The sequence below is a fragment of the Micromonospora sp. DT41 genome (genome assembly GCF_049841715.1).
Taxonomy (GTDB): domain Bacteria; phylum Actinomycetota; class Actinomycetes; order Mycobacteriales; family Micromonosporaceae; genus Micromonospora; species Micromonospora profundi.
Window position 1 is genome coordinate 75,934 of record NZ_JBNCKU010000007.1, and the last position, 18,510, is coordinate 94,443.

General features: G+C 71.6%; 16 protein-coding genes. 10 read left to right on the forward strand and 6 right to left on the reverse strand.

Translation table 11 applies throughout. From position 1 onward, the window contains the following. Positions 1-45 precede the first annotated feature (45 nt). Together ACLQ23_RS15305 and ACLQ23_RS15310 are read left to right on the forward strand one after the other, a co-directional pair. Positions 46-411, forward strand: coding sequence for a DUF742 domain-containing protein (locus ACLQ23_RS15305; RefSeq protein ID WP_007465174.1), 366 nt, complete (start codon positions 46-48; stop codon positions 409-411). Next, positions 392-1,015 carry a GTP-binding protein gene (locus ACLQ23_RS15310; protein WP_053653883.1) on the forward strand — a complete coding sequence of 208 codons (624 nt, stop codon included), beginning with the start codon at positions 392-394 and terminating at the stop codon, positions 1,013-1,015. The genes ACLQ23_RS15305 and ACLQ23_RS15310 overlap by 20 nt, the downstream gene beginning before the upstream one ends. 40 nt (positions 1,016-1,055) lie before the next feature. Here ACLQ23_RS15310 and ACLQ23_RS15315 read toward each other — a convergent pair whose 3' ends face one another. Genes ACLQ23_RS15315 through ACLQ23_RS15335 form a run of 5 tightly spaced genes read right to left on the reverse strand, consistent with a single transcriptional unit; the run spans position 1,056 to position 8,632 of the window. Next, complete coding sequence (locus ACLQ23_RS15315; protein ID WP_355590538.1) at positions 1,056-2,144, reverse strand: uroporphyrinogen-III synthase; 1,089 nt, start codon at positions 2,142-2,144, stop codon at positions 1,056-1,058. Next, entirely contained in the window at positions 2,144-2,491 is a 348-nt protein-coding gene (nirD, locus tag ACLQ23_RS15320) for a nitrite reductase small subunit NirD (protein ID WP_355590541.1), read from the reverse strand. The genes ACLQ23_RS15315 and nirD overlap by 1 nt, the downstream gene beginning before the upstream one ends. After that, the gene (gene nirB, locus ACLQ23_RS15325) at positions 2,488-4,992 is read right to left on the reverse strand and encodes a nitrite reductase large subunit NirB (RefSeq protein ID WP_355590544.1); all 2,505 of its coding nucleotides are present in this window, start codon (positions 4,990-4,992) and stop codon (positions 2,488-2,490) included. The genes nirD and nirB overlap by 4 nt, the downstream gene beginning before the upstream one ends. Continuing rightward, on the reverse strand, positions 4,989-6,431 hold the full coding sequence (locus tag ACLQ23_RS15330; RefSeq protein ID WP_355631481.1) for an FAD-dependent oxidoreductase: 1,443 nt from the start codon (positions 6,429-6,431) through the stop codon (positions 4,989-4,991). Before ACLQ23_RS15330 ends, nirB begins: the two co-directional genes overlap by 4 nt. Then, complete coding sequence (locus tag ACLQ23_RS15335) at positions 6,428-8,632, reverse strand: molybdopterin oxidoreductase family protein (RefSeq protein WP_425880751.1); 2,205 nt, start codon at positions 8,630-8,632, stop codon at positions 6,428-6,430. The genes ACLQ23_RS15330 and ACLQ23_RS15335 overlap by 4 nt, the downstream gene beginning before the upstream one ends. A gap of 237 nt (positions 8,633-8,869) precedes the next feature. Between ACLQ23_RS15335 and ACLQ23_RS15340 the strand changes: the two genes are divergently transcribed. The 7 genes from ACLQ23_RS15340 (at position 8,870) to glmM (ending at position 14,316) form a co-directional block, all read left to right on the forward strand. Then, the gene (locus ACLQ23_RS15340) at positions 8,870-9,577 is read left to right on the forward strand and encodes a class I SAM-dependent methyltransferase (protein ID WP_355631487.1); all 708 of its coding nucleotides are present in this window, start codon (positions 8,870-8,872) and stop codon (positions 9,575-9,577) included. A 50-nt stretch (positions 9,578-9,627) separates the two neighbouring features. Beyond that, complete coding sequence (locus ACLQ23_RS15345) at positions 9,628-9,915, forward strand: DUF6364 family protein (RefSeq protein ID WP_355631490.1); 288 nt, start codon at positions 9,628-9,630, stop codon at positions 9,913-9,915. Next, complete coding sequence (locus ACLQ23_RS15350; protein WP_053653868.1) at positions 9,905-10,198, forward strand: hypothetical protein; 294 nt, start codon at positions 9,905-9,907, stop codon at positions 10,196-10,198. The genes ACLQ23_RS15345 and ACLQ23_RS15350 overlap by 11 nt, the downstream gene beginning before the upstream one ends. A gap of 126 nt (positions 10,199-10,324) precedes the next feature. Continuing rightward, positions 10,325-11,704: an MFS transporter gene (locus ACLQ23_RS15355; protein ID WP_355631493.1), complete on the forward strand. Its 1,380-nt coding sequence runs from the start codon at positions 10,325-10,327 to the stop codon at positions 11,702-11,704. Positions 11,705-11,913: 209 nt separating this feature from the next. After that, on the forward strand, positions 11,914-12,357 hold the full coding sequence (gene rplM, locus ACLQ23_RS15360; protein WP_053653864.1) for a 50S ribosomal protein L13: 444 nt from the start codon (positions 11,914-11,916) through the stop codon (positions 12,355-12,357). 20 nt (positions 12,358-12,377) lie between these two features. Then, on the forward strand, positions 12,378-12,842 hold the full coding sequence (gene rpsI / locus ACLQ23_RS15365) for a 30S ribosomal protein S9 (protein WP_139582597.1): 465 nt from the start codon (positions 12,378-12,380) through the stop codon (positions 12,840-12,842). Between the two features lie 118 nt (positions 12,843-12,960). Further along, the gene (gene glmM, locus ACLQ23_RS15370; protein WP_355590563.1) at positions 12,961-14,316 is read left to right on the forward strand and encodes a phosphoglucosamine mutase; all 1,356 of its coding nucleotides are present in this window, start codon (positions 12,961-12,963) and stop codon (positions 14,314-14,316) included. Positions 14,317-14,458: 142 nt separating this feature from the next. Here the strand turns inward: glmM and ACLQ23_RS15375 are convergent, their stop codons facing one another. After that, positions 14,459-15,652 carry a pyridoxal phosphate-dependent aminotransferase gene (locus ACLQ23_RS15375; protein ID WP_355590566.1) on the reverse strand — a complete coding sequence of 398 codons (1,194 nt, stop codon included), beginning with the start codon at positions 15,650-15,652 and terminating at the stop codon, positions 14,459-14,461. A 942-nt stretch (positions 15,653-16,594) separates the two neighbouring features. Here ACLQ23_RS15375 and glmS point away from each other — a divergent pair. Beyond that, the gene (glmS, locus tag ACLQ23_RS15380) at positions 16,595-18,508 is read left to right on the forward strand and encodes a glutamine--fructose-6-phosphate transaminase (isomerizing) (RefSeq protein WP_425880752.1); all 1,914 of its coding nucleotides are present in this window, start codon (positions 16,595-16,597) and stop codon (positions 18,506-18,508) included. The last annotated feature ends 2 nt before the right edge of the window (positions 18,509-18,510 follow it).

The following is an 18,510-nucleotide window of genomic DNA, read 5'->3' on the forward strand; positions in this document are numbered from 1 at the left end:
GAGGCGGTGTGCGCCGACTCCACCACGACGAGGAGGTGATCGGGGATGGACCAACGACGCGCTGACCCGCGCGGCGCTCTGGTACGTCCGTACGCGGTCACCCGCGGTCGTACCGAGCCCCGGCAGGACATCGCCCTCGAGGCGGTCCTCACGGCCTCCCCCACCCAGGTTGCCGAGTCCCGCTTCGCGGGGCACGACAAGCACCGCATCGCCACGGTCTGCGAGGGCCGGGCGCAGTCGCTGGCGGAGATCGCCGCGTACACCCGGATGCCGCTTGGCGTCGCCCGGGTGCTGGTCGCCGACATGGTGGCCGAGAGCCTGCTGACGTTACACACTGCTGCTCCCGCCGAGGGGTTCGAGGAGCGGATGGAACTGCTTGGAAGGGTGCTAAGTGGACTTCGCAGGCTATGACCCCGCTGGGGGGCGGCCGGGCCGGGGAATCGTCTCCGCGAAGATCGTTGTCGCGGGCGGGTTCGGCGTCGGTAAGACGACCCTTGTCGGTTCGATCTCCGAGATCCAACCGCTGACGACAGAGGCGGTGATGACCGCGGCCGGTGTCGGCATCGACGACCCGTCCAAGGTGCCGGGCAAGGAGACCACAACGGTCGCCATGGACTTCGGCCGCATCACGATGGCCCAGGACCTGATCCTGTACCTCTTCGGTACACCGGGTCAGACCCGCTTCTGGTTCATGTGGGACGAGATCATCCGGGGCGCGGTGGGTGCCGCAGTGCTTGTGGACACCCGACGGATCACCGACGCGTTCGCCCCGCTCGACTACTTCGAGAACCGCAACCTGCCGTACGTGGTGGCGCTCAACCACTTCGACGGCGCTCCGCAGTACGAGCTGGACGAGGTCCGCGAGGCGTTGGCCATCTCGCCGCAGGTGCCGCTGGTGATGACCGATGCCCGGCACCGGGACTCGGTAAAGCAGGTGCTGGTGACTGTCGTCGAGCACGCCATGCTCCGGTTGCAGGCCGAGCACGGTCGCGGGTTCCCCACGCCGGTCGGCTGACCGTCCCGGCCGGCCGGCGTACACCGGCCGGCCGGGCAGCTCAGTCGACCCGGAGCCGGTAGCCGCGTTTGACCACGGTCTGCACCACACGTGGCGCGCGCAGGCCGGCCCGCAGCCGGGCCACCGCCATCTCCACGGCGTGCTCGTCCGCGCCCCGGGGCAGGGTCCGCAGCAGTGCCGTACGCGACAGCACCCGACCGGGGGACTGGGCCAGCGCCCGCAGCACCGCCATCGGCGCGGGTGCCAGGGGTCGCAGCTCGCCGTCGATCACCGCTGCGTGCCCGCGCAGGGTGAGCAGGTGCCCGCCGGCCTTGAACGTCACGGTCCGGCGAGGTAGCTCGTCGGCGATGGTCCGCACCAGCGCGCCCAGCCGTGCCCGCCCCGGCGCGCTCACCGGAACCCCGTGCCGCAGCAGGGGTTCGGCCGTCACCGCGCCGACGCAGCTGGCGAGCACGTCGCTGCGGAACGCCGACACCACCGCGTCGGTGCGGTCGCCGGCCGCCCGCAGCAGCGCCTCGGCCGCCGGCGCCGAGGTGAACGTCACCGCGTCCACCAGCCGGCCGGCGATCAGGTCGATGAGCCGGTGCAGCGGCGCCAGGTCGGTAGGCGGCGCCCAGCGGTAGACCGGAACCTCGATCACAGTGGCGCCGGCGGCCTCCAGCGCGAGCGTGCACTCCGGCTGCCGCTCCCCGTGCAACTGCATGGCGATCACCTGCCCGGCCACACCGCGCCGACGCAGGTGGTCGACCACCTCGTCGCAGCTCTCCGAATCCGGTGACCACTGGTCGTGCAGCCCTGCCGCCCGGATCGCGCCACGTGCCTTCGGGCCTCGGGCCACCACGTAGGACTGGGCCAGCACCGAGCGCAGCGGCTCCGCCAGCCCCCAACCTTCGGCCGCCTCCAACCACCCGCGCATACCGATGCCGGTGTTGGCCATCAGGATGTCCGGCGGCTGGTCAAGGCAGGCGCGCGTCGCCTCGCGCAGCTCGGTGTCGTCGGAGAGCGGAACGATCCGCAGCGCAGGGGCGAGCACCACACGTGCGCCCCGGCGTTCGAGCAGCGCTGCCAACTCGTCGCGCCGCCGGTCGGCGGTCACCCCGATCGTGAAGCCGGCCAGTTCCTCCCGCATCAGCCCTCCCGTCTCAGCCGCACCTCGACAAGCCCGTCACGGCAGCGAGCGTCATGCCGGGCCACTGCCACCTCGGGCAGATCGAGGCAGGCGCCGCTGCGCAGGTCGTACACCTGCTTGTGCAGCGGCGAGGCGACAGTCGGCACTCCGGCGCGGCTGCCCACGATGCCCCGGGACAGCACGTACACGCCGGAGACCGGATCGCGGTTGTCGATCGCGAACAGCCCTTCTGCGGTGCGGAAGAGGGCGACCTGAACCCCGTCGACAAGGGCGGCGACGCCCCGGTCGGGGTCCAGCCGGTCGATGGGGCAGACAGCTGTCCAGTCCAGTGTGCTGTGGTGGCTCATCGCCGTACCTCCGGGAGGCCGAGCGTCACCGGCTGCCGGCGGTGGCCGTTCGCCGGCACCGGTTGGCCGCGTTCCTGCGTGAAGGTGATCGACGGGTCGGGCACGTCGGGGGCGTTGACGAAGGAGGTGTAGCGGCGCAGCCGGTCCGGGTCGTTCAGCACGTCGCGCCACTCGTCGGAGTACGTGGTCACGTGCCGGGCCATCGCCGCGTCGAGGTCTGCGCACAGGCCCAGGGAGTCGTCGACGATCACCGAGCGCAGGTGGTCCAGGCCGCCGTCCATCGACTCGATCCAGCCGGCGGTGCGTTGCAGCCGGTCGGCGGTGCGGATGTAATACATCAAGAATCTATCGATTAGTCGAATCAGCGTTTCTGTCGACACATCGGTGGCGAACAGGTCGGCGTGCCGGGGCCGGAAACCGCCGTTGCCGCCGACGTAGAGGTTCCAGCCGGTCTCGGTGGCGATGATGCCGAAGTCCTTGCTGCGGGCCTCGGCGCACTCGCGGGCGCAGCCGGACACCGCCGACTTGAGCTTGTGCGGGGCGCGCAGCCCGCGGTAGCGCAACTCCAGCGCCACGGCCAGCCCCACCGAGTCCTGCACCCCGTACCGGCACCAGGTTTCACCGACGCAGGACTTCACAGTGCGCAGCGCCTTGCCGTACGCGTGACCGGACTCGAAGCCGGCGTCCACCAGCCGCCGCCAGATCAGCGGCAACTGTTCCACCCGTGCGCCGAACAGGTCGATCCGCTGCCCGCCGGTGATCTTCGTGTAGAGCTGGAAGTCCCGGGCGACCTCACCGATCACGATCAGCTTCTCCGGGGTGATCTCGCCGCCGGGGATCCGGGGCACCACCGAGTAGCTGCCGTCGCGTTGCAGGTTGGCAAGGAAGTGGTCGTTTGTGTCCTGCAACGACGCCTGCTCCCCGTCGAGCACGTGCCCGTTGCCCAGCGAGGCGAGGATCGACGCCACCACCGGCTTGCAGATGTCGCAGCCGCGCCCCCGGCCGTGCTCGGCGACCAACCGGGAGAACGTTCGGATGCCGCGTACCCGGACGATCTCGAACAGGTCCCGCCGGCCCACGTCGAAGTGCTCGCACAGCGCGGCGGACTGCGCCACCCCGGCCGCGTCAAGCAGTTGCTTGAGCATCGGCACGCAGGACCCGCAGCTGGTGCCCGCTCTGGTGCACGCCTTCAACGCCGGCACGTCCACGCAGCCGTCGGCGATTGCGGCGTCCACGTCGCCGCGGGTCACCGCGTTGCAGGAGCAGACCTGCGCGCTTGCGGGCAGCGCGCCGGCGTCCGCGCCGCCGCCGTCCGGCGCGAGCAACGCAAGCGGCGCGGCCGGCAGCGGGCCGCCCACACTGGCCCGCAACGTCGGGTACGCGCTGGCGTCGCCCACCAGCACCCCGCCCAGCAGGGTGTGCGCGTCGTCGGACAGGACCAGCTTCGCGTAGACCCGGGTGGCCGGATCGGTGAACGTGACGTCCAGGCAGCCCTCGGTGGTGCCGTGCGCGTCACCGAACGAGGCCACGTCCACGCCGAGCAGCTTCAGCTTGGTGGCGGTGTCCGCGCCCGGGAAGGTCGCCGCGCCGCCGACCAGCCGGTCGGCCACCACCTCGGCCGTCGCGTACCCGGGAGCGACCAGACCGTGGCAGGTGCCGTCGACCGCAGCGCACTCACCGACCGCCCAGATCCGCTCGTCGGCGCTGCGGCAGGTCGCGTCGACAAGCACCCCGCCGCGCGGGCCGAGCGGCAGGTCGGCGGCCCGCGCCAGCTCGTCGCGCGGTCGGATGCCGGCGGCCACCACCACCAGGTCCGCGTCGACGGTACGGCCGTCGGAGAGTTCCAGGGCCTCGACAGCGCCGTCCGCCCCGGCCCGGATCGCCGTGGTGCCCACCCCGAGGTGGGTACGCACACCCAACTCCTCGACGTACCGACGGAGCATCGCCGCGCCGGCCTGATCGACCTGCACCGGCATGAGGCGGGGCGCGAACTCGACAACGTCGGTGCTCAGGCCCAGCAGTCGCAGGGCGTTTGCCGCCTCCAACCCGAGCAGCCCACCGCCGATCACCGCGCCGACCCGCCGGCCCTGCGCGTACGCCCGGATCGCCGCCAGGTCGTCAAGGGTGCGGTAGACGAAGACTCCGGGCAGGTCGGCGCCGGGCACCGGAGGCACGAACGGGTACGAGCCGGTGGCCAGCACCAGCGCGTCATACGGGTACTCGCCGTCGACGGTGGTCACCACCCGCCGGTCACGGTCGATGGCGGTGGCCGGCTCGCCGAGGCGCAGCCGCACCCCGTCGTGCGGGGTGTGCACGTTGAGTTCGTCCTCGCCCACCCCGTCGAAGAACGCCGAGAGCCGCACCCTGTCGTACGCCGGACGCCGCTCCTCGGCCAACACGGTGACCCGCCAGTGTTGCTGTGGATCGCGGGCGCGCAGCGCGTCGACGAAACGCTGCCCCACCATGCCGTTGCCGATGACGACCAGGTCACCGCCGCTCATCGCGTCACCTCCACCGATTCCGCTTGGGACAGCCAGTCGACGATGCCGGCGACGGCGTCCCGGCACCCCCCGCATCCGGTGCCGGCGCGGGTGGACGCCACCACCGCGTCGACAGTTCGCGCTCCGGCCCGCCAGCACCGCACAAGCGTTCCCTTGGTGACGGCGTTGCACTGGCAGACGACTGCGGCGTCCGGCATGAGCGCAGGTGTTGCGGCCGGAGTCGTGGCGGCACCGCCGCCGAGCGCTCGGCCCAGCAGCAGCGCCCGCCGGTCGGCCGGCACCGGGTGACCACGGTCGAAGAGCTGGATCACCGTGCCGACTGCCGGGTTGTCGCCCAGCAGGATCGCGCCGGTAAGCCGCTCGTCGTGGATCCGCAGCCGCGCGTACGTCCCCCGGGTCGGGTCGGCGAAGGTCAGCACCTCGCCCGGCTCGCCGCCCACCGGGTCGCCCATGGCCGCCAGGTCGATCCCGGCCGCCTTGAGCCGGGTCACCACTGGCCGGGGCCGGTAGCGGGCCAGCGGGTCCGTCCCGGTCAGCACGTCGGCGAGCACCCGGGCCTGCGCCCAGGCGGGTGCGACGAGCCCGGTGAGTACGCCGTCGTGCTCGGCGCAGTCGCCGATCGCCGAGACGCGCCGGTCGTTTGTGCGCAGCCTGTCGTCCACCACCACGCCGCGTCGCACGGCCAGCCCGGCGGCCGTCGCGAGGGCGGTGTCGGGGCGTACCCCGCAGCAGAGCACAAGCAGGTCGGCGGTGAGCGTCCGGCCGTCGGCCAGGTCGAGGCGGACCCGGTCGGCGTCCGCTTCGATCCCGGCCGCCGGCACCGCGAGCTCGACCGTGACGCCGAGCCCGGCGAGCGTGCCGGCGAGCACCGCGCTTGCCGCCGGGTCGAGTTGCCGTTCCATCAGGTGCTCCCTCGGGTGCACCACTGTGGTGACAAGCCCTCGGGTGGCGAGCCCTCGGGCGGCCTCCAGGCCGAGCAGCCCGCCGCCGAGCACGATCGCGGTGCCGGCGCCGTCAGCCACGGCGAGGATCCGGCGGCAGTCGTCGAGGGTCCGGAACGGGACCACCCGGTCCGGTAGGTGGGCCGGGTCGAGGCCGGGCAGCGCCGGCAGCACCGGCCGGCTGCCGGTGGCCAGCACCAGATGGTCGTAGCCGATGCGTTCGCCGTCGGCGGTCTGGACCTCGCGGCCCGACCGGTCCACGGCGGTCACCTGCACGCCGGTACGCCTGTCGATGCCGTGCCCGGCGGCCTCGGTCAGCTCCACGTCCGGCTCGCCGATCCGGCCCGCCAGCAGGGTGGAGAGCATGATCCGGTTGTACGCGCGGTGCTGCTCCGCCCCGAGCACTGTGACCTTCCGGTCGCCCTCGCGGGTGTGCAGTTCGCTCGCGAGACGGGCACCGGCCATCCCGTTGCCGACGATCACGACGCGGCCGCTCATGCCTTCTCCACCCGGACCGCGCAGATCTTGAACTCGGGCATCCCGGAGATCGGGTCCACCGCGTCGTTCGTCACCGAGTTGGCACGGGCCGCACCGGGCCAGTGGAACGGCGCGAAGACAGTGTCCGGCCGGATCCCCGGGCTGAGTCGGGCCGGGGCGTGCAGCTCCCCTCGGCGCGAGGTCACCCGCACCCTGTCACCGTCGTCGACGCCCAACCGGGCGGCCAGGTCGGGGTGCAGCTCGACGAAAGCCTCACCCGCGGCCCGGCGCAACGCGTCAACCCTGCGGGTCTGGGTGCCGGACTGATACTGCGCCAGCACCCGGCCGGTGGTGAAGTGCAGCGGGTACGCGTCGCAGACCTCCTCGGCGGCCGGCCGGTGGTCCACGGGATGGAAGCGGGCACGACCGTCCGGGGTGCCGAACCGGTCGGCGAAGAGCCGTGGCGTGTCCGGCCCGTCCTCGGTCGGGCAGGGCCAGAAGACGCCGTCGGCGGCGTCGATCCGATCCCAACTGATGCCTGCGTAATCGGCTACCCCGCCGGCGGAGGCGCGGCGCAACTCGGCGAACACGGCGGCCGGGTCACTCGGAAACCGCGTCGCCGCGGCACTCCGCGCGCGGGCGCTGGCGGCTTCGGTGGTGCCCCGTGCAGGGCTCGGCGTCGCGGCGACGGTCGGGCCGGTGCCGGTTTCCTCCGCGGCTGCCAGCCGGGCCGCGAGGTCGGCGATGATGGCCAGGTCGGTGCGGACGTCCGGCGGGGGTGGGCGCAGCGCGCGTCGGCGCAGCACCCGGCCCTCCAGGTTGGTCATGGTGCCGTCCTCCTCGGCCCACTGCGCGGTGGGCAGCACCACGTCGGCCAGCGCCGCGGTCTCGGAGAGCAGCAGGTCGGCGACGACAAGCAGGTCGAGGTCGCGCAGCCGGCCCTCGATCCTGCTCGCGCGGGGAGCGGAGACCACCGGGTTCGAGCCGAACACCAGCAGCGCCCAGGGGCCGCCGGGAGTGCCGAGCGAGTCGAGCAGTTGCAGGGCCGGCACGCCGGGACCGGGCAGGTCGTCGGCCGGTACGCCCCAGACCCCCGCCACGTGCTCCCGGGCCGCCGGGTCGTCGATCCGCCGGTAGCCGGGGAGTTGGTCGGCCTTCTGCCCGTGCTCACGCCCGCCCTGGCCGTTGCCCTGGCCGGTGAGGCAGCCGTACCCGGAGCCCTCCCGGCCGGGCAGACCGAGGGCGAGGGCCAGATTGACGTACGCGGTGACAGTGTCGACGCCCTTGGCATGCTGTTCGGCGCCGCGAGCGGTCAGGATGATCACCCGCCCGCCGGTGCCCAACGCGCGGGCGGTCGCCTCCAGGTCGGCCACCGGAACGCCGGAGAGTTGTTCGGCGCGGGCCGGCCACCAGGCGGCGACGCTGCGGCGGACCGCCTCGAAGCCGGTCGTGCGGTCGGCGACGTACGCCTTGTCGACCCAGCCCTCCGTGAGCGCGATGTGCAGCAGCGCGTTGGCAACCGCGAGGTCGGTGCCGGGCAGCGGTTGCAGGTGCAGGTCGGCCTGACGGGCGGTGGCGGTGAGCCGGGGGTCGACGACGATCAGCTTTCCGCCGCCCTGCCGCTGCTCGGTCAGCCAGCGCATCAGCGGCGGCATGGTCTCCGCCGGGTTCGCGCCGACCAGCAGCAGGGTGTCGGCGCGGCCGAGGTCGGCCAGCGGGAAGGGCAGGCCCCTGTCGACACCGAAGGCGCGCATCCCGGCCGCCGCCGCCGAGGACATGCAGAACCGTCCGTTGTAGTCGATGTGCCTGGTGCGCAGCGCGACGCGGGCGAACTTTCCCAGCGCGTACGCCTTCTCGTTGGTGAGCCCACCGCCACCGAAGACGGCGACGGCGTCCCGGCCGGCGCTGCCCTGGACGGCGTGGATGCCGGTGACGATCCGGCCCAGCGCTTCGTCCCAGCTCGCGGGGCGCAGGTCACCGGTGACCGGGTCGCGCAGCAGCGGGCTGGTCAGCCGCTCCGGATGGTCGAGCAGGTCGGCGGAGGTCCAGCCCTTCTGGCAGAGGCCGCCCCGGTTGGTGGGGAACTGGCGGGGGAGCACCGTCACCCGGCCGTCGTCCTCCCGCAGTGTCATCCCACACTGGAGTGCGCAGTACGGGCAGTGTGTGGCTGCCTCCCGGGGCGTCCGCCCCGGTCGAGTTGCCGACCATGCACCGTCTGTCATGTCGGGAAAGCGTGCCGCCGGGCGGTTTCGCGTCGGCGTCCCTTCTGTTTCGGTCCTGTCAAGTACGGCTCACACCGCACGAAGGCATCGGAAGTGACGGCTGGGTCCTGATCGCCGACCTGCCGGCCGCCTCGCGGGAGGCGTCCGGCAGGTGTCTCACGCTGCGGTCAGGGGTGCACCGACCGACCGCTGAGGGTCTACTATCTGGGAAAGTCGTCTCAATTCTTGGGAGTCACGATGAGTGTGGCGGAAGCGTTCGACGCGGTGGCCGGCACCTACGACGAGGCACGCCGCAGGCTGGTGCCCTGCTTCGATTCCTTCTACGGCACCGCCGTCCAGGTGGCCGCGCCACCGTTGCGCGCCGCGCTGGCCGCCGGCCGTACCCCAGAGGTGTTGGACCTGGGCGCCGGCACCGGCCTGCTCTCGCTCCTGCTCGCCGCCGCGGTGCCGGGAGTGCGGCTGACCCTGGTGGACGCCGCGCCGGCAATGCTGTCCCGCGCCGCCGACCAGTTGCGCGCCCGCGCCGTGCCGCACCGGACCGTCCGGGCCGACCTGGCCGACGACCTGCCGACCGGCCGGTACGACGCAGTGGTCAGCGCGCTGGCGATCCACCACCTGGACGACGCCGGCAAGCGGGCGCTCTACCGGCGGGCCGCCGGCACGCTGGCACCCGGCGGCGTCTTCGTCAACGCCGAGCAGGTGGCCGGGCCGACCCCTGCCCTGGACCGGCGCTACGACGAGGTGTGGACGGCGCGGATCACCGAGCTGGGCTCGCCTCCCGACGAGATCGCCGCCGCACGGGAGCGGATGCGGCACGACCGGCCCGCTACCGTCGCCGACCAGTGCCGGTGGCTCGACGAGGCGGGGCTGGTCGACGTCGACTGTTTCTTCAAGGAGTGGCGCTTCGCGGTGTTCGGCGGCCGGGCAGGCGAGCAGGCCCGGTGAATTGCGCCTTTCGCCCGCCAGTGGCAAGCGGGTAAGCGTGCGGATGACTGATGGTCATACCGTTGGGTAATCTCCTCGGCATGACTGCCAAGGTGACGTTGTCGTTCACGGACGAGACAATCGAGGACGCCCGACGCTTCGCCAAGCGTGAAGGGCTCTCGCTCTCGGCCTGGATGGACCAGGCCGCCCGGGAAAAGGCGCTGCGCGAGGTCTTCACCGCGCACGCCGCCGCCGTGGGCCGCGCCAGCCTCGACCTGGAGTCCGCAGCCCTCGCCGACGCCCGCGAGGCAGGCATGGTCAACGACCTCCTCGCCGACGGACGGCCGCGTGCTGCGTAGGGGTGAGGTCTGGCGCATCGAGGGCGCCCGGGAACGCCTCGGCCTGGTGATCAGCTCAGACGTCTACAACTCCACCGACGTGCCCATCGTGATCGTCGTCGAGGTTGTCGAGGAGTCGCTGCTGCGGGATTCCCCGCTCGCCGTGTCCATGGGCCGCTACGTGGTGATGCCCGACCGGATCTCGTCACCCATGAAGAAGTGGTTCACCAGTTGCGTGGACGTCGCCGACACCGACACCATGCTCCGGGTCGGCCGCGCGCTGCGCATCCTCCAGCAACTCTGACCGCGCTCACCATCGTCGTCGGCCCGTGGTGCGGTCCCCGTATCCCGGCCGACCCGCGACGGGCACTGCCGGGTAATCCGGTGTTCCTAGCGTTCCTCCCTGTCACATCGACGAGGAGGAGCCGCCGTGAGCACGCTCACCAGCACCGCAGTCAGCGCCGGCCCACCGGCCACCACCGCGACCCGACACCGGCTCGACGACTGGCGACCCGAGGACCCCGAATTCTGGCGGACCACCGGCGCGCCGATTGCCCGACGGAACCTCTGGGTGTCGATCTTCGCCGAGCACGTCGGTTTCTCCGTGTGGAGCCTCTGGTCGGTGACAGTGCTCTTCCTCGGCCCCGAGTACGGCATCGACCCGGCCGGCAAGTTCCTGCTCACCGCCGTGCCCGCCGCGCTGGGCGCGGTGCTGCGGCTGCCGTACACGCTGGCCGTGGCCCGCTTCGGCGGCCGGCGCTGGACGATCATCAGCGCCCTGCTGCTGCTCGTACCGACAGTGCCGATGGCGGTGCTACTGGAACCCGGGGTGTCCTACGGCACGCTCATGGTGCTCGCCTGCCTCACCGGGGTCGGCGGCGGCAACTTCGCCTCCTCGATGGCGAACATCAACCTGTTCTACCCGTCCCGGCTCAAGGGGCGGGCCCTCGGGCTCAACGCGGGCGGCGGCAACCTGGGCGTACCCGCTGTGCAGTTGGTCGGGCTCGCGGTCCTCGCGACCGCCGGTGCCGCGTACCCCCGGCTGGTGCCGGCGGTCTACCTGCCGCTGATCGTGCTTGCCGCGCTGGCGGCGGCCCGCTGGTTGGACACCGTGCCCGGCGCGCGCAACGAGCCCGGAGCGCTGCGCGAGGCCGCCCGCGATCCGCACACCTGGATCATGTCCCTGCTGTACGTCGGCACGTTCGGCTCGTTCATCGGGTTCGGCTTCGCCTTCGGCCAGGTGCTGCAACTCGAGTTCGCGGAGCGGTTCCCCACCCCCGTCGACGCGGCCTGGCTGACCTTCCTCGGCCCGCTCGTCGGTTCGCTGATCCGGCCGCTGGGCGGGCACCTTGCCGACCGCCTGGGCGGCGCCCGGGTGACCTTCTGGAACTTCGTGGCGATGGCAGCCGGCGCCAGCACCGTGCTGTACGCGGCCCGGGAACGCTCCTTCGGGCTCTACCTGACCGGGTTCATCGCCCTCTTCGTGTTCTCCGGCATCGGCAACGGCTCCACCTACAAGATGATCCCGGCCATCTTCCGGGCCCGGGCGGCGGACGCGGTGGTAGCCGGGCGTGACCCGGAGGACGCCGCCCGCTGGGCACGGCGGATGACCGGTTCGTTGATCGGCATCGCCGGTGCCGTCGGCGCCTCCGGCGGGGTGCTCGTCAACATCTCCTTCCGCCAGTCGTTCCTCGGCTCCGGCAACGCCGACGCCGCCTACCTCGTCTTCATCGGCTGGTACGCGCTCTGTTTCGCCGTCACCTGGGTGGTCTACCGTCGTCCGCGTGCCGGGCAGCTCGCCGGAGTGTGAGCTGAACCACGGCCGGCGCGTCGGCGCGCGGGACCGCACCCCCGTTTTGACCTGCGGACGGGGCGCCGGGTATCGTTGCCTGCTGTTGTACGACATCCAGAGGCGTGCCCTATCAGGTACGCTTGGTCGTTCGTGCGCGCTGGTCCGGCCTGCAAGATCTGGTCACCTCGGCGCGCGACCCCAGACCGACGACGAGACAAGGTAGACCTGTGCGTACGTACAGCCCGAAGCCGGGTGAGATCGAGCGTCAGTGGCACGTCATCGACGCCTCTGATGTCGTGCTGGGCCGCCTGGCCACCCACGCCGCCACGTTGCTGCGTGGTAAGCACAAGCCGACTTTCGCGCCGCACGTCGACACGGGCGACTTCGTCGTCATCGTGAACGCGGGCAAGGTTGCGCTGACCGGCAACAAGCGCCAGACCAAGGTCGCTTACCGCCACTCCGGTTACCCGGGTGGCCTGAAGCAGATCGGCTACGACGAGCTGCTGACCAAGCGCCCGGAGCGGGCCATCGAGCTCGCTGTGAAGGGAATGCTCCCGCACAACAAGCTCGGCCGTCAGCTGATCAAGAAGCTGAAGGTCTACGCCGGTGCCGAGCACCCGCACCTCGCGCAGCAGCCGGTGCCGTTCGAGATCAAGCAGATCGCGCAGTGAGCGCGGGCGAAGGAAGCAGCATGACCGACATCACCGAGACCGAGGTTGCCCCCGAGGCCACCGAGGCGCCGGCGCCCGTCGCCCGCGCGCCGCGTGGTGACCGCCCGATCCAGACCGTGGGTCGGCGCAAGGAGGCCATCGTCCGGGTTCGTATCGTCCCGGGCACCGGCAAGATCACGTGCAACGGCCGTGACCTCGAGGCGTACTTCCCGAGCAAGGTGCACCAGCAGCTCATCAAGGACCCGCTGGTCACCGCCGAGAAGCCCGAGGCGTTCGACGTCATCGCCAACCTGCGCGGCGGCGGCACCACCGGCCAGGCCGGTGCGCTGCGGCTGGCCATCGCCCGTGCGCTGATCGTCAGCGAGCCGGACGACCGCCCGGCCCTCAAGAAGGCCGGCTTCCTCACCCGTGACGCCCGGGTCAAGGAGAGCAAGAAGTACGGCCTCAAGAAGGCCCGTAAGGCTCCCCAGTACTCGAAGCGCTGATCTTTCCCAGCGCGTTGTACTTCTGACGGACGGCCGGTCCGCCTCCCCCCGAACGGGGGAGGTGGACCGGCCGTTCCGCTTTCTCCTCATTGGCAGTGCTCATCGGAGGTTGGCGGGTATGGGTCGGTTGTTCGGCACGGACGGCGTACGCGGGCGGGCGAACGCGGATCTCACACCGGAGTTGGCGCTCGCGCTCGCCGTGGCCGCCGCGCACACGCTCTCCGAGACGGATCGCAGCCATCCGCCGCTCGCCGTCGTCGGCCGCGACACCCGGGCCAGCGGCGAGATGCTGGAAGCCGCAGTCGTGGCGGGGCTCACCAGTGCCGGCGCGAACGTGGTGCGGGTGGGCGTGCTGCCCACCCCGGCCGTGGCGTTCCTCACCGCCGAGGCCAAGGCCGACCTCGGGGTGATGCTGTCCGCGTCACACAACCCGATGCCGGACAACGGCATCAAGCTCTTCGCCGCCGGCGGCCACAAGCTGCCCGACGAGATCGAGATGCGGATCGAGGCGGCAGTCGAGACGAACGCCACCACCGCCTGGGACCGGCCGACCGGCGCCGGCGTCGGCCGGGTGCACGACCTGCTCGACGGGGCGGACCACTACGTCCAGCACCTGGTCGGCACCCTGCCGCACCGGCTCGACGGGATCAAGGTCGTGGTCGACTGCGCCAACGGCGCCGCCGCCGAGGTCGCCCCGGTCGCCTACCGGGAGGCCGGCGCCGAGGTCATCGCCATCCACGCCGAGCCCGACGGGCTCAACATCAACGACGACTGCGGCTCCAACCACATCGAGACGCTGCGCGAAGCCGTTGTCGAGCACGGCGCCCACCTCGGCATCGCCCACGACGGCGACGCCGACCGCTGCCTGGCGGTCACCGCCGACGGTGACGAGGTCGACGGCGACCAGGTGATGGCGATCCTCGCGCTGGCAATGCGGGAGGCCGGAACGCTCACCCAGGACACCCTGGTGGCCACCGTGATGAGCAACCTCGGCCTGCGACTCGCGATGTCCGCGCAGGGCATCCGGCTGATCGAGACCAAGGTCGGCGACCGGTACGTCCTGGAGGAGCTACGTGCCTCCGGCCTGGCGCTCGGCGGCGAGCAGAGCGGGCACATCGTCATGCCCGCACATGCCACCACCGGCGACGGCGTCCTCACCGGCCTGCACCTGATGGCCCGCATGGCAGCCACCGGCCAGTCCCTCGCCGAACTGGCGTCCGTGATCACCAAGCTGCCTCAGGTGCTCATCAACGTGCCCGTCGGCGACCGGACCGTCGGCGCCAACGCGCCGGCCGTACGTGCCGAGGTCGAACGGGCCGAGGCGGAGTTGGGCGAGACCGGCCGGGTGCTGCTGCGTCCCTCGGGCACCGAACCGCTGGTCCGCGTCATGGTCGAGGCGGCAACCGAGGCGACGGCGCGGTCCGTGGCCGAACGCATCGCGGATCTCGTCCGCACCGCCAGCCCCGCTAGCTAGGAGCAGCACCTCCGCGCCCGTGCCCAGGCCGGCCTGCTCGGGCTGGCCTGGCTCGGGCTGGCCTGGGCTGACTCGGTTCGGGCTGGCCTGGCTCGGTCTGGGCTGGCCCAGGGTCGGCCGGCTGGCTCGGGTGATCCGTCGGTCAGCGGTCCGGGGTCAGCGCGCGTAGTCGGGTGACCGCCTCGCTCAGCACCTCCGGGCGCTTGCAGAAGGCGAACCGCACCAACCGCCGGCCCGCCTCGACGTCGTCGTAGAAGACCTGCGTCGGCACCGCCACCACGCCGCAGCGCTCCGGTAGCGACCGGCAGAACTCCACCCCGTCCGAACCGCCGAGTGGCGTGATGTCGGCGGTGACGAAGTACGTCCCCTCCGGCACCAGCACCTCGAACCCGGCGTCGGTCAGGCCGCCCACGAGTTGGTCACGTTGCTGTTGGAGCCCATCGCGGAAGCCTGTGAAGTAGTCATCCGGCAGTGCCAGCGCCACGGCGACAGCCGGTTGCAGCGGGGAGGCGTTCACGAACGTGAGGAACTGCTTCACCCGCAGCACGGCCGACACCAGAGCGGCGGGACCACTGGCCCAGCCGACCTTCCAGCCCGTACAGGAGAAGGTCTTGCCGGCCGACGAGATCCGCAACGTACGCTCGCGCATCCCCGGCAGCGTGGCCAGCGGCACGTGTGCGCTCGACGCGTCGCTGAACACCAGGTGCTCGTACACCTCGTCGGTGACCGCGTACGCGTCGAACTCCTGGCACAGCTCGGCGACAAGCGCCAGCTCGGCCGGCGTGAACACCTTGCCGGTCGGGTTGTGCGGCGAGTTGAGCAGCACCAGGCGGGTGCGCGGGCCGAACGCCGCGCGCAGCGCCGCCGGGTCGAAGGCGTACCGGCCGCCGTCGACGGGACGCAACGTGACCGGCCGCCGGACCGCACCGGCCAGAGCGATCGATGCGGCGTACGAGTCGTAGTACGGCTCGAAGCACACCACCTCGTCGCCCGGCTCGCAGAGAGCGAGGATGCTCGCCGCCACCGCCTCCGTCGCACCCGCCGTGATCACGATCTCGCCGTCGGGGTCGTACTCCAGCTCGTGGAACCGCCGCTGATGGGCCGCGACCGCCGCACGGAGGGCGGGGATCCCCGGACCGGGCGGGTACTGGTTCTGCCCACTGCGGAGCGCCTCGGCCGCAGCGGCCAGCATCTCCGGAGGGCCGTCGGTGTCCGGGAAACCCTGGCCCAGGTTGACCGCCCCGGTGCGTACGGCGAGAGCGGACATCTCAGCGAAGATCGTCGTGCCGAACGGCCGCATCCGGGCCACCAGCGGGTCGACATCGGTGCTCGTCACCTGCGCCAGCCTACGGCCACCCCAGCGTCCCGGATACAAGAGAGATTCAGGCGCAGCCTTCCCAACAAACCCCGCCCAGCCCTCGCCCCGCCCAGCCCCAGTCCTCACCAGCCCTGGCCCCGGCTCAGCCCTGGCCCCGGCCCCGGCCCCGGCGCAGCCGCAGCCGCAGCCGCAGCCGCAGCCGCAGCTCAGCCCCAGCCCTGGCCCGACCAGCCCTTGTTCCCGGGCCCGCTCAGCTCTCATCGGGCGCGGCTGGCCCTTGTCCCGGGCCCGACCAGCCCTCGTCCCCGGCCGCCCAGCTCGGCCCTGTCCGCCTAGCTCTGCACCCGACCCTGTCCCGGGCCGCCTAGCTCCGCACCGCCCCGGTTCCTGTCCGCCTAGCTCCGCTCCGATCCCGCCCCGTCGATCATGGAGTTGTGGTGGTAGACGAAAGCGACATCGCAGCACTCTCCGGGCACCACAACTCCATGATCGACGGGGCGGGATCGTGGGGCGGCGGTTCTCGGCCTTCTTCCTGCGGATCTTGCACTTGCTGCCGTGGCATAGCGGTCGTTCCACGCGTAACGGCGACACGAACTGCATGATCGCTGGGGCTGGGGCTGGGGCTGGGGCTGGGGCTGGGGCTGGGGCTGGGGCTGGGGCTGGGGCTGGGGCTGGGGCTGGGGCGGCATGGGCTGGACTGGGGCGGCATGGCTGGATCGGGCTGGGATGGCATGGCAGGTTGGGTCGGGCTGGACCGGGGCTGGTCGATTCGGGTCGGGGTGGACCGGGTGGGTGAGGTGAGTGGGAACGGGTATGGCTTGCGGGCTGGCTGGCTCTTGTATTCGAGTGGCTCGGGTTGTCCTGGTCTGGACGCTCTACCCGCCGATCGCTCAGATTCCGTGATTGATAGGCCGACTTTCGAGCACCCATGGTGAGCGAAACTGGGTTAGGCTGCGGGCCATGTGTGGAATCGTGGGATACGCGGGCGCGCGCCCCGCACTGGGCATCGTGCTCGATGGGCTGCGGCGGTTGGAATACCGCGGCTACGACTCGGCGGGCGTCGCGATCGTTTGTGACGGTCAACTGCTGGCCGAGAAGAAGGCCGGCAAGCTCGCCAACCTGGAGAAGGTGCTCTCCGAGCGGGCCGCCGACGACCCGACCTCCTGCGCGGCCAGCCCGTTGGGCATTGGTGACGGCACCACAGGCATCGGGCACACCCGCTGGGCCACCCACGGCGGTCCCACGGACCGCAACGCCCACCCGCACACCGCCCCCGACGGCCGGGTCGCGGTCATCCACAACGGCATCATCGAGAACTTCGCCAAGCTCCGCGCGGAGTTGGAGGACGACGGCGTCCAGTTCACCAGCGACACCGACACCGAGTGCGCCGCGCATCTGCTCTCTGCGGCGCTGGCCGACCTGCGGGCCGCCGGTCAGCCGGACAGCCCGCAACTGCTCGCCGCCGGCATGCGGGTGGTCTGCCAGCGGCTGGAGGGCGCGTTCACACTGCTGGCGGTCGACGCCGCGGTGCCCGGCGCGGTCGTCGGCGCCCGCCGCAACTCGCCGCTGGTGGTCGGCCGGGGCGACGGAGAAAACTACCTGGCCAGCGACGTGGCCGCGTTCATCGAGCACACGCGGGACGCCGTGGAGCTGGGCCAGGACCAGATCGTCCTGATCACCGGCGACAGCATCGAGATCACCGACTTCGACGGCCAGCCCGCAAGCGGTAAGGACTTCCACATCGACTGGGACTCGTCGGCGGCCGAGAAGGGCGGCTACGACTGGTTCATGCTCAAGGAGATCGAGGAGCAGCCGCAGGCCATCGCCGACACCCTGCTCGGCCGGCTCACCGAGACCGGTGAGATCGCCCTGGACGAGGTCCGCCTCAGCGACCAGGATCTGCGGGACGTCGACAAGATCTTCATCGTGGCCTGCGGCACGGCGTACCACTCCGGCATGGTCGCCAAGTACGCCATCGAGCACTGGACAAGGATCCCGTGCGAGGTGGAGCTTGCCAGCGAGTTCCGCTACCGCGACCCGGTGCTCGACCGGTCCACGCTGATCGTGGTGATCTCGCAGTCCGGCGAGACGATGGACACCCTGATGGCGCTGCGGCACGCAAAGGAGCAGAAGGCCCGGGTGCTGGCCATCTGCAACACCAACGGCTCGACGATCCCGCGCGAGTCCGACGCCGTCCTCTACACCCACGGCGGGCCGGAGATCGCCGTCGCCTCCACAAAGGCGTTCCTCACCCAGCTCGTCGCCTGCTATCTGATCGGGCTGCACCTGGCCCAGGTACGCGGCATCAAGTTCGCTGACGAGGTAGGCGCGGTTGTCGCCCAGTTGCAGGAGATGCCGGGCAAGCTGCGTGAGCTGCTAGCCCGGATCGAGCCCGTCCGCGAGCTGGCCCGAGAGCTGAAGGCCGAGCCCACCATCCTGTTCATCGGTCGGCACGTCGGCTACCCGGTCGCCCTGGAGGGCGCGCTGAAGCTCAAGGAACTTGCGTACATGCACGCCGAGGGCTTCGCGGCCGGCGAGCTGAAGCACGGCCCGATCGCCCTTATCGACAAGGGCACCCCGGTGATCTGCGTAGTGCCGTCGCCGGTCGGCCGGGGAATGCTGCACGACAAGGTCGTCTCCAACATCCAGGAGGTACGGGCGCGCGGCGCACGCACCATCGTGATCGCCGAGGAGGGCGACGAGGCTGTCGTCCGGTACGCCGACCATCTGATCTACGTGCCGCGTACGCCGACCCTGCTGGCACCTCTGGTCACCACGGTCCCGTTGCAGGTGCTCGCCGCCGAGATCGCCGCCGCCCGGGGGCACGACGTGGACCAGCCCCGCAACCTGGCCAAGTCGGTCACCGTCGAGTAGCC

Coding starts and splice junctions, on each gene's coding strand:
- ACLQ23_RS15305 (WP_007465174.1), top strand. CDS start 46: ATGGACCAACGACGCGCTGACCCGCGCGGCGCTCTGGTACGTCCGTAC.
- ACLQ23_RS15315 (WP_355590538.1), bottom strand. CDS start 2,144: ATGCGGGAGGAACTGGCCGGCTTCACGATCGGGGTGACCGCCGACCGG.
- nirD (WP_355590541.1), bottom strand. CDS start 2,491: ATGAGCCACCACAGCACACTGGACTGGACAGCTGTCTGCCCCATCGAC.
- nirB (WP_355590544.1), bottom strand. CDS start 4,992: ATGAGCGGCGGTGACCTGGTCGTCATCGGCAACGGCATGGTGGGGCAG.
- ACLQ23_RS15330 (WP_355631481.1), bottom strand. CDS start 6,431: ATGAGCGGCCGCGTCGTGATCGTCGGCAACGGGATGGCCGGTGCCCGT.
- ACLQ23_RS15335 (WP_425880751.1), bottom strand. CDS start 8,632: ATGACAGACGGTGCATGGTCGGCAACTCGACCGGGGCGGACGCCCCGG.
- ACLQ23_RS15340 (WP_355631487.1), top strand. CDS start 8,870: ATGAGTGTGGCGGAAGCGTTCGACGCGGTGGCCGGCACCTACGACGAG.
- ACLQ23_RS15345 (WP_355631490.1), top strand. CDS start 9,628: ATGGTCATACCGTTGGGTAATCTCCTCGGCATGACTGCCAAGGTGACG.
- rpsI (WP_139582597.1), top strand. CDS start 12,378: ATGACCGACATCACCGAGACCGAGGTTGCCCCCGAGGCCACCGAGGCG.
- glmM (WP_355590563.1), top strand. CDS start 12,961: ATGGGTCGGTTGTTCGGCACGGACGGCGTACGCGGGCGGGCGAACGCG.
- glmS (WP_425880752.1), top strand. CDS start 16,595: ATGTGTGGAATCGTGGGATACGCGGGCGCGCGCCCCGCACTGGGCATC.